A 14,790-nucleotide genomic window follows, 5' to 3' on the forward strand; every position below is an offset into this window, starting at 1 on the left:
GTCTTTCTTGGCTCTTGCCCGCCCGGAACCCACAAGTCAGTGGCAGTGCCTGGTCCCGGTTGCCTTTTCCTGATGGCAGCCGTTCTTGTCTGTACCGCCGGAATGGGCCCAGGCCCCGACGCTCAGCACCAGAGCGATCAATGCGAATGCGATCTTCTTCATTTCGTTCTCCTCACCCAAAAGTGGGTAAGGTCAGTCTCAACGAATGTGAGCAAATGTTGTTAGAGGTTTGCCCGCGACGGACAAGTGGACGGCGGGAGGTCCGCCCACCACCGGATCGCATAGGTCATCTAAGGTTGAGCACCGCGATTGAATCCATTGCGATCCCTGCATCCTGACTCAGAGCGCCAATTTGACTATCTCGGCAGGCCTGCCGCTCGATCCAAGCAGAGCCGTCAGGCGATCCGCGCGCGACTTCGGTATCGCGATAGCCAATAGCCTTTGTGCCCGTGATGCGCCCACATAGGTCTTGCGTGCCTCTTCCGCTGATTCTGGGGACTGTCCGCTCTCCAAGTAGTCCAGTATTTCCCCGGCCTTGGCTACGGACAGGACGAGGCAGACAGCAGGAAACTCGGCCCCCTTGACGCTGTGAATGGTGCGCGCCGACAGGCCGTGTGTCGGTGCGACCGAAAGCGCAGCGTCCAGGTTGGCGCGGTTCTGAAGGATCTGGTTGATCGTGCGCAGTCCCGGAGGGAGACGTGGAGCCAGCACCGCTCGGGCCTGCTGAAGCCAGGCGTCTCGGGAAAGATAGAGGGTGGGGTCATAGCGAAGCTTTCGGGCCAAGGACAAAATGTCCGGCCGCCACTTCGAATGATCACTTCCGCTCTCCTGCATATGCTGGCGATAGGTCTTCGTGGAAAGATGTCCCTCGATCCTTAAAACGATCTTGTGGATGCCCTCCAGTGCATCTTGGCGCCCACCGAGTTCAAAGGACGAATGGAATTCGCACACCGCCGCGGCCAGTCGGTAGGAGGCGTCGCTGGTATCGTCATCGGCCGCAACGCCTAGCGCGCGTGATCCGCTGAGTTTGGTCGCCGCGACAACGGGGCAGTTTTCCGGTTTCAGGCCCAGGTTCGTGATGAGGCCTCGAAAATGATTGCCCACCGTCGAAGGCACGCTCTTGCCTGGATAGGCCAGCACATAAACCGGTGTCGGCTCGTCCTTGTGCTCCCCCAACGCTTCGTCGACAGTCATCCCACTGCTCTTGTTCCTCAGCGTCGCCACCGCCCGTACGATGTGCTGGCTGGAGCGGAAATTCCCCGTCAGTGTGAATCGCTCTTTGTCGGGGAACGTCGCGGCGAAAGTGAATAGCTCGTCCGTGACACCTCCACGAAAGCCGTAGATGGATTGATGGGGATCGCAGATCACCTTCACGGGCATTCCCATATCTCGAAACCACTGGATGATTTCCAGATCGGCAGGATTGCAATCCTGCGCTTCATCGACGATCAACTCACGAAACCTCGCACGCAGCGCATGTGCCAAAGGGGAATCAGGGCCGTGGCTTCGCAGCCTCTCCAACGCGACACTGCGCGCGTCGGCGTAGTCAAGCTCACCGCGGGCAAGGAATCGCGCCCGCATCTGTTTGGCGGCCGTCTCATGAGCAGTCGTAGAGGCAGTGAAGTTCTGCCTCTTCAGTTCGTCTGCGACAGGCTTACCCGTGAGTCGATCAAAGCACTTGAGCGTTAGGGGCCTGGCATTCGGATACGGCGTAACCTCTCGCGAGTCAATATCGGGAATCAACCGAGGCCGCGCAGGGGATCCCGGGATACCGAACGGAGCGACCAGGAAACGCCACAAAAAACTATCGAAGGTACCGATGAAGCTGGGTAGTACCGGCGGAAGGAGCAACCCTTCTTTACGCAATCGACCCTCCAGTTCCGAGACGGCGGCTTCGGTGAAGGACAGGAACGCGATCCCTTGCGACGAGGTCTTCGTCTGGAGTAGCCAGCGCGCTCGCTCGACCAGTACACGGGTCTTCCCCGCTCCAGGACAGGCCGCCACAAATGCAGAGCCATCCCACGCAATGATCTGGGATTGCTCTGGCGTCGGAGTGAATGGAGCGCTCAATGGACCAGCGCCTCGATCGCCGTCTTCAGATACTGGGGCACATGGAATTCCTCGGCGGTGCAGATGGCGTCGGCGAGAAGCTGCGCGAAATCCCCTTTGGGCGTGTAATCGAACAGGTCCTGAATCGCACGAGCCTGCGGTTCACCAGCACCGGCCGCGATTGCCGCGTCCCATTTCGCTTCCGACTTCTTGTGAAGGACAAGGTACACGCCCTTCATCAGAGCTTCGTTCCCCGCACGGACCAACTCGGACTCCAGCGAGAAATCGTTCACTGAAACCGTCAGCAGCGCTGACGCATTTTGCTTCTTGGCGAAAGCTTCGAGCTTTGCCTTCCGGTCTGCGCCAGCGCTCGTTTCGCCCGGCCCAAGTGCCCATCCATCTCCGTCGGTGATGACCACAAGTCGGTCGGCCAGGCAAGCACCTTCATGGTGGGTCAGAAGCAACTTGGCATACGGGTCGAAGTCCACACCATCGATCGGAACGAAGACCGCCGAGCGGAAGAGTCGGTGCTTCTCGGGCTTGTCCTTGAGGACGATTTTCTTGGCGATAACAGGTAGAAGAAGTGCCTCTGCGATGCCTTCGACAAGAAGAACACGACCACCGAACAGAAAGGCCGATTTGGTGACGTCTAGGTACCGGTCGATTTTTCGACGTTCAGAGGGATCCAGTGCAAGCTGCGCAAGTGGGATGCACCGAGTCACCCGCCGCTTGACCGGTGGTGCGGGTGGAGCGCCCGTGGCAAGGATCTGGTGCGCGGCTTTCGCCAGCGCCGTCTCGGTCGCCGCGGGAACTGGTACGGCCGCCACCATCGAAGCGACGCTCGTATTGTGGGGGACCTCTATCGCTTCAGGCACCGGGACGTCGGCCGCAACCGCGGAGCGAAAGAAAACAATCTTCTTGCTGTCTACCCAAGCGGACAAGTTCGGAGAATGGGTGGCGACGACAACCTGCACGCGGCCGGCAGGACCATGCGGTGTCTCAGCCTTGGTTTTAGATTTCTCTGCTTGCTCTTCCAAGAAGCCCAACACGGCGGCTTGAAGTTGGGGATGCAGATGAGCCTCCGGCTCTTCCACCAGGAAGAGCGTCAGATCGACGTCGTTCGCTCTTTCCAACTCGATCGCAATCGTCGCCATGAAGAGCAAGTTGGCGTATCCGTGTCCTGAATAGCGCAGATCCTCAGGCTCAATGCCATGATCGGCCAACTTGAAGCGCAGATCGCGCGCAATATCGATCAGCTTCTCATCGTTGGCAAAGCTCAACGACGTGTGTTGCCTGCGTACCCCGGCAGTCAGGGCGCCAAGGTTCCCTCCGACTGCCGTTCCTACCTCGGTCAAGATTTCAGACGAGTTTGTTCGTCTCAGTTCCTTGGCTACATCCTCGGCATCGCGTGAGCCGAGAAAGTGGTTCAAGAGTGCGTAGATTCTTGTCGGATTGCCTGAGGCCAGAGCTCTCTTGGCGTCACGCAACGGTGGCAGGTAAACATGGCGAATCATGTCGTGGCTACCCGGCTCGGGCGTGTCCTTGTGCACGCCCCCCCACAGTCGCGGCCGAATAGGAAGGCGCGCCCCCGTTTCGTTGTAGTGCAGACCGAAGACGCATGCCGACAGCGATGTATCGGTGACAGCGGACAGCATGCGACCACCCTCGGCAGGACTGAGCTCTGCGAAGTGCGCTTCGAGCTCGAACTCTGGATTTTCGCTGCCGAAACGAATGTCCGTTGTCTCGCAGTAAAGCTCTCGCCGCCCACTGAGAGGTACGGTCAGCAACCTCACCGCGTCGATGGCGTTGCTCTTGCCCGCGTTGTTTTCTCCGACGAACACCGTCAGATCGCTGCAAAGGGGAATATCGATCTTGTCGAATGATCGGAAATTTCGACTTGAGATTTTTTTCAGATGCATTGACTTCTTCTTTTCATCGTCTTCTCAGCCTCCAGAAGGCTCTGAAACTCGGTGCGCCCTGGTTGTTGCGCTGAGCCAGGTCCGCGACGGATCTTGAACTGCTTGGATTCGTGCAGCACTTGACGCCATGATGCGCAGCCGTAGCGCTTGAGCGTCTGATCAGGGTATTCGAGGTTCATTTTTGCGATGACTCGGTCGAGGCTGGCCCAGCCATCGATAGCCACCTCAGCGGCGGTCGCGTGCAGGCAGCGCACGATGCCGCATTTGGGCCAGTTGACCGAGCCGTCCGGGTAGATGCCGTCGAACAGAAAATCGGTGCCGGCGGAGCTCGCAAGGAAGGTGCCCACCCTTCGGCGCGCTTCATCCATAGACAGCGCCCAATGGCGCAGTTCGGCGTAGTGGCCTTCGACCTTGACCATGCCGGCATCCAGGTACGCGTCGGCGTCTTGACACCCGGTGACCGACCAGACGTCAAAGCGCTCGAGGAAGTGGTGCACGAGTTCATTGCGAAGCGCGACCAACTCCTTCAGGCCGTTGACGACCTGATCGTAGTCTGCATGGTGCAGCGTCATGCGCGTCTGCATCCGAAACCAAATGCGGCTGGAGTCGCCCGGATCCCACTCGGATTGCGCCGCCCCAGGCGGTTGCGGCTGCAGGTAGGTACCGGTGAGTTCGTTGACCAACTGCCCGAGCGTCAGTTTTGACACGGCTTCGCCGCGCTTGCGCCGGATGTCCTCGAGTTCATCGGAAGGGCCGGCGATCTCGAAGTCGACCGCCAACGCCTTGACCAGGCGCTCGTACTGCTGCAGCCGAAGCATGCAGCGCCCCAGCTTGCGCTGGACCTCGCGCTGCAAGCTCGCGACTGGCTCGCCTGGCGCGGATTCTGGCGCGAAGCCGGCTTCCTGAGTCTGGAGTTCGCTGCTCATGTTCCGCCCGCGCTGATACGAGCTCACTTCGCCATGTCGTTGACGAACTTTCGCCCGGCGTCTTCCTTCGCTTTCTCCGCGGCACGTCTGTTTGCCAGTTCTTTCAGGGTCCCGTCGCGAATCTCGGCACTAATCGGAGTGATCTGAGCGGCGCTATCGCGCAGATCGATTGACACACCCTCCTGAGGGTGCATGTACCGGTAGCCGCGGCGGCTGTGGACCAACTGCCAGGAGCCGCGCTCCAGTACATCCCGCAGGCCCGGCATCGAGTTGCGATTGAGAAGGCATCCGACCGGCCGATCCCAACTGGCCGACGGGTTGGTGCGGGCGACCTTGTCAACGCACCGCTGATCGTAGTTCGGTGACGCGAACGCGATTGTGATTTCGTCGTAGCTGATCGCCTCCGGAGGCATCGAGCGAACATCGCCCTCGAGATTTTTGGCCTTGCTAGGTTCCACAGTGAATTTGTCCCGGCCGTTCAGCGTGACCGAGGCCGCTTTGGCCTCGATCCCGAGGACAATGAACTTGCCCGAGAACTGGCACGAGTAGCCGTAGTACGACGCTTCGCAGTCCTTAAAACCTGCGGCCCGCGCTTCGGCGGCGCGCCCCGGTAGCGCCACCCCGGCGAAACGCTGCACCTGCACTTGCTTGGGCGGCGGAGGGGGCTCAATTGGCCCACAGCCGTAGAGCGCGCTGGCCAGCGCAGCGAGCAGCAATGGGTTGGCGAGAGCCGTGCGACTGCGCTTATTCTTCCCATCCACTTTGAACTCCTCGCCTCATTGGGCCTCTTGCGGCCGCAGTGTAGACCACCACACCATGGGAAGGACACTAGTCTCGAAGGGGGATCACCAGCGATTAGCCACCAAGCGTGTCGCGAACCGCCCTGTCGAGAGGAATGATGGTCGCCTCAATGCCACCCTCGCAGCGACGGGCCTGCCTGCCATGTCGACCATAGCGGTCACGCAGTTCGGCAGCGTCGTGTTCAGCTGATCGTTGGATTACTCATGGTTGCCTGCTACCTAGATCACGGTGCAAACAAAGCTGCCAGATGTGGAATCAGCTAGGGTGCCACAGCTTCTTGCAGTCGCGTCTCGTATGTTGCTTCCGAGCACTCTTCTCGCTGGCCCAGAGGGCAACTGTGGGCGCAGTCTTTTTTGACGCCACGGTCAAAGCTGTCGTAAGATTTCTGCCAAGGCGTCTGGGCCCAACCTGTTCCCGGGTTAAAGCAGACATTTACATGTGCCACCGAACGGACTTCAATCCGGGTCGATGCGTAATCGGGAAACATCGACCAAGTAGATTGGAGTGCCGTATGGCAGCTACACCCCTGTGCGCGTCCCCTTTGGCCGCACTCAAGAAGTCGCTCCGCGACGAATTTCCTGACGTCAAGTCTTCACACCTGAGCGAAGCATTGGCCTGTAGCCTAGGCTTTCGAACGCATGCCGCGATGCAAGCGGCGATGGTTGGCAGCGAGCAGGATCGTCCCTTCGTTTTGCTGAGATCGCCTCAGTTCGTGGATCGCCTTGTCCAGCTCGGCTATGACGATGATCCAGAGTTCGACTTCGAGATGACCATTGGAGGCCGGGAGCCACCGCTTGGCGTGGTCTCAACGGTTCCGGTCTCGGCCTACGAGATCGAATACAAGACGCTTCGCCAACGGGCTTGGCGCAACCTTCTCGTGTGCGCCATCAATGCGGCTCTCGAACAGAGACTGTTCAGTCTTCGTCCCGGTGACAACCGTTTCCCGGACAACATGCGCCGTGGCGAGTTGTTCGAATTCATTCTGCCAAACGGCATGCATGCGCGCGGGTCGGTGGCGGACGCCGGCTTCCACGAGCTGTCTGTACATGCCGCCGTAAATCCGAATGGAGATACTGTCCGGGCATTCAACGCCGGTTTCCATGCAGGCGACGCGTTTGGCACGAGCTGGCTCGAGCGTGAGCGTGGCGCATGGATGCAGTCGTCGGATGACTCGTTTCACTGCCGCAAGTGGCTGCTCGCTGAACTCGCTGAATTGCAGGTGGAACCCCTCGGTTATGGCGACCGAGGCAGGGTCATCATGTAGTGTCCATGCTTAGGACTCGATGCTCGCCACCATCCTCCAGTGCTGCGACACTGCATCTCAAACGACCTGCGTTATCCTTTCGCTTCTCGGTCTGAGCATGAGTGCGCTGATGACCGCCCTTGGGAGCGTGTATGTCTTGGGATGAAGCGGCGCCAACTTATCGACCCTGCCCATGCGGAGCGGGAAAATATGCAGTCATCTCGCGATTCGACGACTGGAATCGCTCTGATGAGCGCTGGGAGATGCATTGCCCCGCTTGCGCCACGAAATACGACCTGTATGTCCGTAACTACACCGGCCGCAAAGGCATGGCGGCGACATTTCGTGGCTGGGTCTTGCGCAACCTCTTGGGTGAACTCGCCGCTGCCAGTGCGAAGCTTAATGATGCCAAGCAGAGCCTGGCCACCTTTGCCAGCGCGCAGCTAGGTGACCACTGGCTGGCCTACTTCGCGGGAAGAACAAAAAAGGCCATCTGGAGCGAACTTACCGAAGGTGGGAAGTGCTACCCCAGCTTGCAGGCCTTCTACACCCAGACCCGCAATTCCAGCCCGGAGCGTATTCTGAAGGAGTACTTCAGCTATCGGAGACTTCCCACAGTTGTTCGCATTCTCGGCTTGTCACCTGAGTCGGAACTGGCTCAGCGGCTAAAGCAAACCGAGTACCTGGAGAGCGAGTTGAAAGAAATGGACTGCAAAGTGCGCGAACATGCGATTGGCTGAGCGCCGCACTGCGAAGTGCTTGCTACTTACTCATCAACCTGCACTCGGCGAAAGCAGACCTTGTCCAAAGCCCTATGGGACTATCCATTGCAAAAAACATTCTTTACTACATCTACGTGCTTCGGGTTGAAGGGGACCGTTGGTACGTCGGCTCGACTCTGAACTTCGAACGCAGGATGCGCAGCCATTTTGGTAGAGGTGGAGCTGTGGCAACCAAAGAGCTACGAGCGCTGGCCATCGAGGAAGTGTTCGAGCTTCTCGACTACCAGATTCGTACAGACTGCGCTCACGAGCGAGCAGAGGTAATCATTGCTCAACGTTACGCGCAGGCGTATGGAATGCACTCGGTTCGTGGTGCAAAGCATGGAAAAGGGTGGAACGACCTGCCATCCCCAGGAAACCTGCGGGACATTCAGCGCTACAACAAGTTTGCAGTCACCGAACAGGGGATGCAGCTCCTGGCTGTGCTGCGCAAAGTGGATCCTCTCGAGCTCTTGCCCGACAAGCTCGGCGGTGCGCTGAGACTGCTTGCTACCAAGGCTGCAATGGGCCTGTAGAGCCCGCTGCAAGTGCGGCTCACCGATCTTTTGCAATGCGCATCGGTCAACCTCGCGAATCAATGAGTGCCTCGCCTCTTGCCTTGTAGCTCTCTCCGCATCTCGATATCTGCCTGCGCGCCGGAAGCGCGCCGCAGTTCCCAACGAATTCTTTGGTCTCTTCGGCTGAAGAAGACTTTTCATGACCACTGAAGGCGTGCCGGATCCTTGCGAACCGTCTGTATAGCGCGTCAACCATTTGAGCACTTCTCTCTGGGCAGCAGCGCACCCAACGCATCGAGCTGTTGCGCTTGGGCATCGATGATCATCCGACAGGCCTCGATGACCTGCACTTCGACGCCGCAGTCTCTCGCCATTTCCGGCAGGGCCGCCACTTTCGGCGCGAAGCGATACAAGGCTTCGGTGATCGAGCCTCGATCGCTGTCTTCCAGTTCTAGGTCTTCGACGATTTCCGTCCAGACGCGCTGCACCTTGCCGTCGCTGGCTCGCCAATGGCAACTGCGCGGAATGATCTCGGGATCGAGGAACATCGGGGCAAAGTCGAAGATGGGCGTGAGCTGCATCGTTCCGTCCGGCAGCCGCTGCACCGCTGTGTTGCGTGCGTGGTTGTCGGTGTTGCGCATTGCCAGGTTCAGAACATCGCGCAGCATGAATTCGATCGTCTCGCCAAGCGGGTCGGTCACTACGGATCGCAGCCCGCGCAGCAGCGTCTGCTGACTCTTCGGAAGCCCGAAGCCACGCAGGTCACACACGCTCGCCAAGCTTTCTTGATACAAGCGATGCAGGCGGCCTTCCACCTGCAGTCGATCAAAGCGACGCACGAGCAGCACGTCACCGCGCACCTCCGGTGCCGAACTCATGCGCAGCCCGCATGCCGCAGCCAAGCGCAGATAGGCGGCTTCGTTTCGCAGCACCGTCCGATCTGCGTTGCTCTTGCCGCGTGGCAGCTTGAGAAGCCAGTGCGCGCGAGCGCGGTCGTCGGGCAGCGCCATGTCCGGGAACCAGCGCCCCTCCTCGTCGGTGCTCAGAAGGTACTTAGGGGCCACGCCCTGGACGCCGGTGGTACCGGATGTCAGCATCGCATGCTCTGACAGATGGGTCAGAAACTCCTCAGTGCGACCGAGCACTTCTTGCGTTGAGAAGCCAGCCACCCCTGCGGTGCCGCGGTCGTGGCGTGCTTCCCCATCGAAAAACTGGAGCGCCGAGTCGAATCTCAAGCAGCCGATGGGACTGAAGGCACCGGTCATGGCGAGCGGCAGGACCAGGTTCTCCGCGTCCTGCAGTCCTAAGCGCTGGAGAAGGTACTTTCGCCCTTCGCCTTGCGGCACGAGGTCGTAGAGGAATGCGCAAGCTTGCCGATCGATCTCTAGCCCCATTGGGCCCTCCATGAACCTGTCCGGCTCCAGCCCGAGGGGAAGACCGAACGCGATTGGCACCGGATCGTCGATGCCGAAGACGTACTCCGGGAGGTATTCCAGGCGACAACGATCAGAGCCCGGGGCCTGGACAGTGGCAGCAGCGTGCCATTGGCCGCGCAGATGGATCTGAATGGTCGTGGCCTCACGCGCAGGATCAGACATCGATGACAAGCCCGGGGTCGAAGCCCTTCTCGGATTCCCTTTGCCGACTCAAGGACCGGTTCAAGTAGTCAGGCAGATTGCCACGAAAGCGATCCGCCGCCCACTGGACGGCGCGCTTTGCTGGCGAATGAATGTCGCCGGCGAGGATGATGACATCGGAATCGAGATCGGGTGCCGGCTCGAAGTGTAAGCAACGTCGATAAATGCGAATGGACCCAGATCTACTGCCACTAAATGCGAATCCCCTGAAGAGCGTCTAACACGCGGGTCTAAATCCGCTGTCTCGCTTTTTTCCTGCCGTGCAGCGTTACTGCGTGCTTAGGCGCTCCGCAATCTCGCGTGCTGTGAGGTCGCGCACTATCGCAAGGCTTTCGAGTTGCGTAGACCTCGAATGCACACGCGCCTGAAGTGACATTCGTTGTCACATGAATCGCCGCCAAGGTCAGGAATGTCAATGGCGGAGCCAAGCCCCTGCGGGCTCGATAAGAAAACCTGACGGGCATCCTGCGCAGCGCAGACAGGTTTTTTCTGCGAGCTTCTAACTCACGACAGTAGGTCTATTGATTGGCGGCAAATCTGTACACGTGCCGTGCGCCACTTCCGCCGCCATGCCGATGCTTTCGCCCAGCGTTGGATGCGGATGGATGGTCTTGCCGATGTCGATCTCGTCGGCGCCCATTTCGATGGCCAGCGCGATCTCGCCGATCATGTCGCCGGCATGCGTGCCGACGATGCCGCCGCCAAGAATGCGATGCGTCTCGGCGTCGAACAGCAGCTTGGTGAAGCCTTCGTCGCGCCCGTTGGCAATGGCACGGCCCGAAGCGGTCCACGGGAAGTGGCCCTTCTTGACCTTGATGCCTTCGGCCTTGGCCTGGTCTTCCGTGAGACCCACCCACGCCACCTCGGGGTCGGTGTAGGCCACGCTGGGGATCACGCGGGCGTTGAAGGCGGCGCTGGACAGCTCCTTGTCGCCCTTCTGCTCCCCGGCAATCACCTCGGCCGCCACATGGGCCTCGTGCACCGCCTTGTGCGCCAGCATGGGTTGGCCCACGATGTCGCCGATGGCGAAGATGTGCGGCACGTTGGTGCGCATCTGGATGTCGACCGGAATGAAGCCGCGGTCGCTCACCGTGACGCCCGCCTTCTCGGCGCCGATTTTCTTGCCGTTGGGGCTGCGGCCCACGGCCTGCAGCACCAGGTCGTACACCTGCGGCTCCTTCGGTGCGTTCTCGCCCTCGAAGGTGATCTTGATGCCCTCCTTCGTGGCTTCGGCGCCCACCGTCTTGGTCTTCAACATGATGTTGTCGAAGCGCGGCGCGTTCATCTTCTGCCAGACCTTCACCAGGTCGCGGTCGGCGCCCTGCATCAGGCCGTCGAGCATTTCGACCACGTCCAGGCGCGCGCCCAGCGTGGAGTACACGGTACCCATTTCGAGGCCGATGATGCCGCCGCCCAGGATCAGCATGCGCTTGGGGTCGGTGCCCATCTCGAGCGCGCCGGTGGAGTCCACGATGCGCGGATCGCCCTTGGGCATGAAGGGCAGGCTGACCGACTGCGAACCGGCCGCGATGATGGCGTTGCGGAACTTGACCGTCTGCTTCTTGCCGTTCGTGTCCCAGCTGGTGCCGGTGCTCTCCTCGACTTCCAGGTGGTACGGGTCAATGAAGTTGCCCACGCCGCGCAGCACCGTCACCTTGCGCATCTTGGCCATGGCCGTGAGGCCGCCGGTGAGCTTGCCCACGACCTTGTTCTTGTGGCCGAGCAGCTTGGCACGGTCGACCGTAGGCGCGGCAAAGCTCACGCCGAGGTCGGCGAAGTGCTTCACCTCGTCCATGACCGAGGCCACGTGCAGCAGCGCCTTCGACGGGATGCAGCCGACGTTCAGGCACACGCCGCCCAGGGTGGCGTAGCGCTCGATCAGCACGACCTTCAGGCCGAGGTCGGCCGCGCGGAAGGCGGCCGAGTAGCCGCCGGGGCCGGCACCGATCACGACCACGTCGCACTCGACGTCGACCTTGCCGCCGTAGGTGGATGCGACGGGTGCTGCGGCCGGTGCGGGGGCAGCCTTGGCGGCGGGTGCCGCTGCGGCCGGGGCAGGCGCCGGTGCCGCGGGCGCAGGCGCGGCCGCAGCGGCACCGTCCACCTCCAGCGTCAGCACGACCGAGCCCTGCTTGGCCTTGTCGCCCACCTTCACGGCGATGGCCTTCACCACGCCAGCGGCGGACGACGGAATTTCCATCGAAGCCTTGTCCGATTCGACCGTGATCAGCGACTGCTCGGCCTTGACCGTGTCGCCGACATTGACCAGCACCTCGATCACCGCGACTTCGTCGAAGTCGCCGATGTCGGGCACCTTGATTTGTTGTTCGCTCATTTGGACACTTTCAGTTTGAGTGTGAGAACGTCGACCGGTGGGGCCGAATTGCGATCGAATTCGCAGGCGGCGGCAATGCCTGCCTCCGCCACGTCGCGCGACGTGCGCGACTTCATGTCATAGGCTGCGTGCATGGCGCCCAGCGCAAAGCTGCGTCCCGAGCCGATAGCCCAGAACTGCTTGAACTCGAACACCTCGCGGTAGCTGTAGATGCCGTAGATGCCGCTCTGGTTGGCCATCAGCATCGTGAACTGGCTCGACTCGTAGGGCTCGTGCTCGTCTTCCTTGGTCTGCATGAAGAACGAGTCTTTCAGCACCGCATGCAGCCGCGTGAAGGTGCGAAAGATCTCGTGCTTGCTGCCGAACAGCAACTGCTCGCGCGGTTGCGCGGCCAGCGCATGCTGCAGCACCAGGAAGTGCGCAGCGGCGCCGGCCACGGCGAACAGGCTCTGGCCCGCCGCGTCCTCGACGGTGAAGATCTTCTGGTTCGCCTCGGCGCGGTGCGAGAGCCGCGTGTCGCCGAAGGTCACCAAAGAATCAGATGCCATCGTGACCTGGCCGCCCTTGCGGACGGCCACTACCGTGGTCATAGCAGGATTCGACGGTAGTCCGCGAGCACCTGCCCCAGATAGGCGTTGAAACGCGCAGCCAGGGCGCCGTCGATCACGCGGTGGTCGTACGACAGCGACATTGGCAGCATGAGACGCGGCACGAACTGCTTGCCGTCCCACACCGGCTTCATCTGGCCCTTGGACAGGCCGAGGATGGCCACTTCCGGCGCGTTGATGATGGGCGTGAAGTGCGTGCCGCCGATACCGCCGAGCGAGCTGATCGACATGCAGCCGCCCTGCATGTCGCCCGAGCCGAGCTTGCCGTCGCGCGCCTTCTTGGCGAGCTCGCCCATTTCCTGGCTGATCTGCAGGATGCCCTTCTTGTCGGCATCCTTCAGCACCGGCACCACCAGGCCGTTGGGCGTGTCCGCCGCGAAGCCGATGTTGTAGTACTGCTTGTAGACGAGCTGGTCGCCGTCCAGGCTGGTGTTGAACTCGGGGAATTTCTTCAGCGCCGAGACCACCGCCTTGATGACGAAGGCCAGCATCGTGACCTTCACGCCCGATTTCTCGTTCTCCTTGTTGGTGGAGACGCGGAAGGCCTCGAGCTCGGTGATGTCGGCTTCGTCGTTGTTGGTGACGTGCGGAATCATCACCCAGTTGCGGTGCAGGTTTGCGCCGCTGAGCTTCTTGATGCGCGACAGGTCCTTGCGCTCCACGGTGCCGAACTTCGTGAAGTCGACCTTGGGCCACGGAATGAGGCCCAGTGCCGCGCCGTCCGCGCCGCCACTGGCCGGTGCCTTGGCCGCGGAAGCCTTGGTGCTGGCCTGGCCGCTCATCACGGCCTTGGTAAAGCCCTGGATGTCTTCCTGCGTGATGCGGCCCTTGAGGCCGGAACCCTTGACCTCTTCGAGCGGCACGCCGAGTTCACGTGCGAACTTGCGCACCGAGGGCGAGGCATGCGGCAGGCTGCCCGTGGGAGCCGACGTCGGCTGGTGGGCCGGGGCAGCCGTTGCCGGTGCGGCGGCGGCCGGCGCAGGTGCGCTGGCGGTTGCAGCGGCGGGCGCAGCAGCCGCAGCCTGTGCCGGCGCGGGTGCCGGTGCGGCAGCACCTGCGGCGCCTTCGAGCACCGCGATCAGGTCGCCGATGTTGACGGTGTCGCCCACCTTGACCTTGAGTTCCTTCAGCACGCCGGCGCCCGACGACGGGATTTCCATCGAGGCCTTGTCCGACTCGACCGTGATCAGCGACTGCTCGGCGGCGATGGTGTCACCCACCTTCACGAGCAGTTCGATGACCGCGACGTCCTTGACGTCGCCAATGTCGGGCACTTTGATTTCCACTGTTTTCATATTTCTCTATTTCTCTGAAATTCTGTTTGCTGCACCCCCTCTCGCGGGTTCAACCCAACGCGTGGCGCGCAGCCCGCGCGATGCTCGCCGCGTCCACGCCGAAGAAGTCGCGCAGCGCAGCGCGCGTGTCGCTGCGGCCAAAGCCGTCGGTGCCCAGCGTGAGGTAGCGGCGGCCTTCGGGCAGGAAGGCGCGCACGCTCTCGGGCAGGGCGCGCACGTAGTCGGTGGCGGCGACGATCGGGGCCTTGCTGCCCTTGCCGAGTTGTTGCGTGACGAAGGGCGTGCCGGCGTCTTTCTCGCCCGTCAGCGCGCGCTGTTCGCAGGCCTGGCCGTCGCGCGCCAGTTCGCTCCAGCTCGTGACGCTGAACACCTCGGCCTCGATTCCGTCGTCGGCCAGCAGCTGCGCCGCCTTGACCACTTCGGTGAGGATCGCGCCCGAGCCCATCAGCGTGACCTTCTGCTTCGCCTTGCCCTTGGCGGGTGCATACGTGCCGAAGCGATAACACCCGCGCAGGATGTCGCCTTCCGCACCTTCGGGCACATCGGGCTGCGCGTAGTTCTCGTTCATGAGCGTGACGTAGTAGAAAACGTCCTTCTGCTCGACCATCATTTCGCGGATGCCCGCGTCGACGATCACCGCCATCTCGCCCGCGTAGGCCGGGTCGTAGGCCTTGCAATTGGGGATGGTCGCGGCCACC

Annotated in this window: 13 protein-coding genes; 3 read left to right on the forward strand and 10 right to left on the reverse strand. The window is 61.4% G+C overall.

Annotated features, from left to right (window positions below; all coding sequences use genetic code 11):
* Positions 1-36 precede the first annotated feature (36 nt).
* The 5 genes from ACSFBM_RS33815 to ACSFBM_RS33835 all read right to left on the reverse strand — a co-directional run bounded on the left by ACSFBM_RS33815 (position 37) and on the right by ACSFBM_RS33835 (position 5,532).
* Positions 37-162, reverse strand: coding sequence for a YHYH domain-containing protein (locus tag ACSFBM_RS33815; RefSeq protein ID WP_159273336.1), 126 nt, complete (start codon positions 160-162; stop codon positions 37-39).
* A gap of 177 nt (positions 163-339) precedes the next feature.
* Entirely contained in the window at positions 340-2,070 is a 1,731-nt protein-coding gene (locus ACSFBM_RS33820) for a UvrD-helicase domain-containing protein (RefSeq protein WP_435488299.1), read from the reverse strand.
* On the reverse strand, positions 2,067-3,968 hold the full coding sequence (locus ACSFBM_RS33825; protein WP_435488300.1) for an ATP-dependent nuclease: 1,902 nt from the start codon (positions 3,966-3,968) through the stop codon (positions 2,067-2,069). Before ACSFBM_RS33825 ends, ACSFBM_RS33820 begins: the two co-directional genes overlap by 4 nt.
* Complete coding sequence (locus ACSFBM_RS33830) at positions 3,959-4,894, reverse strand: OST-HTH/LOTUS domain-containing protein (protein WP_435488301.1); 936 nt, start codon at positions 4,892-4,894, stop codon at positions 3,959-3,961. The genes ACSFBM_RS33825 and ACSFBM_RS33830 overlap by 10 nt, the downstream gene beginning before the upstream one ends.
* Before the next feature lie 23 nt (positions 4,895-4,917).
* Positions 4,918-5,532, reverse strand: a complete 615-nt coding sequence (locus ACSFBM_RS33835) for a hypothetical protein (protein ID WP_435488302.1) — start codon at positions 5,530-5,532, stop codon at positions 4,918-4,920.
* A 674-nt stretch (positions 5,533-6,206) separates the two neighbouring features.
* Here ACSFBM_RS33835 and ACSFBM_RS33840 point away from each other — a divergent pair.
* The 3 genes from ACSFBM_RS33840 to ACSFBM_RS33850 all read left to right on the forward strand — a co-directional run bounded on the left by ACSFBM_RS33840 (position 6,207) and on the right by ACSFBM_RS33850 (position 8,235).
* On the forward strand, positions 6,207-6,959 hold the full coding sequence (locus ACSFBM_RS33840) for a hypothetical protein (protein WP_435488303.1): 753 nt from the start codon (positions 6,207-6,209) through the stop codon (positions 6,957-6,959).
* A gap of 131 nt (positions 6,960-7,090) precedes the next feature.
* On the forward strand, positions 7,091-7,678 hold the full coding sequence (locus ACSFBM_RS33845; RefSeq protein WP_435488304.1) for a hypothetical protein: 588 nt from the start codon (positions 7,091-7,093) through the stop codon (positions 7,676-7,678).
* Between the two features lie 74 nt (positions 7,679-7,752).
* Positions 7,753-8,235 carry a GIY-YIG nuclease family protein gene (locus tag ACSFBM_RS33850; protein WP_435488305.1) on the forward strand — a complete coding sequence of 161 codons (483 nt, stop codon included), beginning with the start codon at positions 7,753-7,755 and terminating at the stop codon, positions 8,233-8,235.
* Between the two features lie 230 nt (positions 8,236-8,465).
* Here the strand turns inward: ACSFBM_RS33850 and ACSFBM_RS33855 are convergent, their stop codons facing one another.
* From ACSFBM_RS33855 to ACSFBM_RS33875, 5 genes are all read right to left on the reverse strand, one after another.
* On the reverse strand, positions 8,466-9,815 hold the full coding sequence (locus ACSFBM_RS33855; protein ID WP_435488306.1) for a type II toxin-antitoxin system HipA family toxin: 1,350 nt from the start codon (positions 9,813-9,815) through the stop codon (positions 8,466-8,468).
* Between the two features lie 538 nt (positions 9,816-10,353).
* Complete coding sequence (gene lpdA, locus ACSFBM_RS33860; RefSeq protein WP_435488307.1) at positions 10,354-12,189, reverse strand: dihydrolipoyl dehydrogenase; 1,836 nt, start codon at positions 12,187-12,189, stop codon at positions 10,354-10,356.
* Complete coding sequence (locus tag ACSFBM_RS33865) at positions 12,186-12,779, reverse strand: Ntn hydrolase family protein (RefSeq protein ID WP_435488308.1); 594 nt, start codon at positions 12,777-12,779, stop codon at positions 12,186-12,188. The genes lpdA and ACSFBM_RS33865 overlap by 4 nt, the downstream gene beginning before the upstream one ends.
* The gene (gene aceF / locus ACSFBM_RS33870; protein ID WP_435488309.1) at positions 12,776-14,092 is read right to left on the reverse strand and encodes a dihydrolipoyllysine-residue acetyltransferase; all 1,317 of its coding nucleotides are present in this window, start codon (positions 14,090-14,092) and stop codon (positions 12,776-12,778) included. Before aceF ends, ACSFBM_RS33865 begins: the two co-directional genes overlap by 4 nt.
* Positions 14,093-14,141: 49 nt before the next feature.
* On the reverse strand, positions 14,142-14,790 hold a 649-nt coding region (locus ACSFBM_RS33875), incomplete at its 5' end, for a transketolase-like TK C-terminal-containing protein (RefSeq protein ID WP_435488310.1).

It is taken from the genome of Variovorax pasteuri (genome assembly GCF_051216435.1).
In the GTDB taxonomy this organism is placed as follows: domain Bacteria; phylum Pseudomonadota; class Gammaproteobacteria; order Burkholderiales; family Burkholderiaceae_C; genus Variovorax.

Coding starts and splice junctions, on each gene's coding strand:
- ACSFBM_RS33815 (WP_159273336.1), bottom strand. CDS start 162: ATGAAGAAGATCGCATTCGCATTGATCGCTCTGGTGCTGAGCGTCGGG.
- ACSFBM_RS33825 (WP_435488300.1), bottom strand. CDS start 3,968: ATGCATCTGAAAAAAATCTCAAGTCGAAATTTCCGATCATTCGACAAG.
- ACSFBM_RS33830 (WP_435488301.1), bottom strand. CDS start 4,894: ATGAGCAGCGAACTCCAGACTCAGGAAGCCGGCTTCGCGCCAGAATCC.
- ACSFBM_RS33840 (WP_435488303.1), top strand. CDS start 6,207: ATGGCAGCTACACCCCTGTGCGCGTCCCCTTTGGCCGCACTCAAGAAG.
- ACSFBM_RS33845 (WP_435488304.1), top strand. CDS start 7,091: ATGTCTTGGGATGAAGCGGCGCCAACTTATCGACCCTGCCCATGCGGA.
- ACSFBM_RS33850 (WP_435488305.1), top strand. CDS start 7,753: ATGGGACTATCCATTGCAAAAAACATTCTTTACTACATCTACGTGCTT.
- ACSFBM_RS33855 (WP_435488306.1), bottom strand. CDS start 9,815: ATGTCTGATCCTGCGCGTGAGGCCACGACCATTCAGATCCATCTGCGC.
- lpdA (WP_435488307.1), bottom strand. CDS start 12,189: ATGAGCGAACAACAAATCAAGGTGCCCGACATCGGCGACTTCGACGAA.
- ACSFBM_RS33865 (WP_435488308.1), bottom strand. CDS start 12,779: ATGACCACGGTAGTGGCCGTCCGCAAGGGCGGCCAGGTCACGATGGCA.
- aceF (WP_435488309.1), bottom strand. CDS start 14,092: ATGAAAACAGTGGAAATCAAAGTGCCCGACATTGGCGACGTCAAGGAC.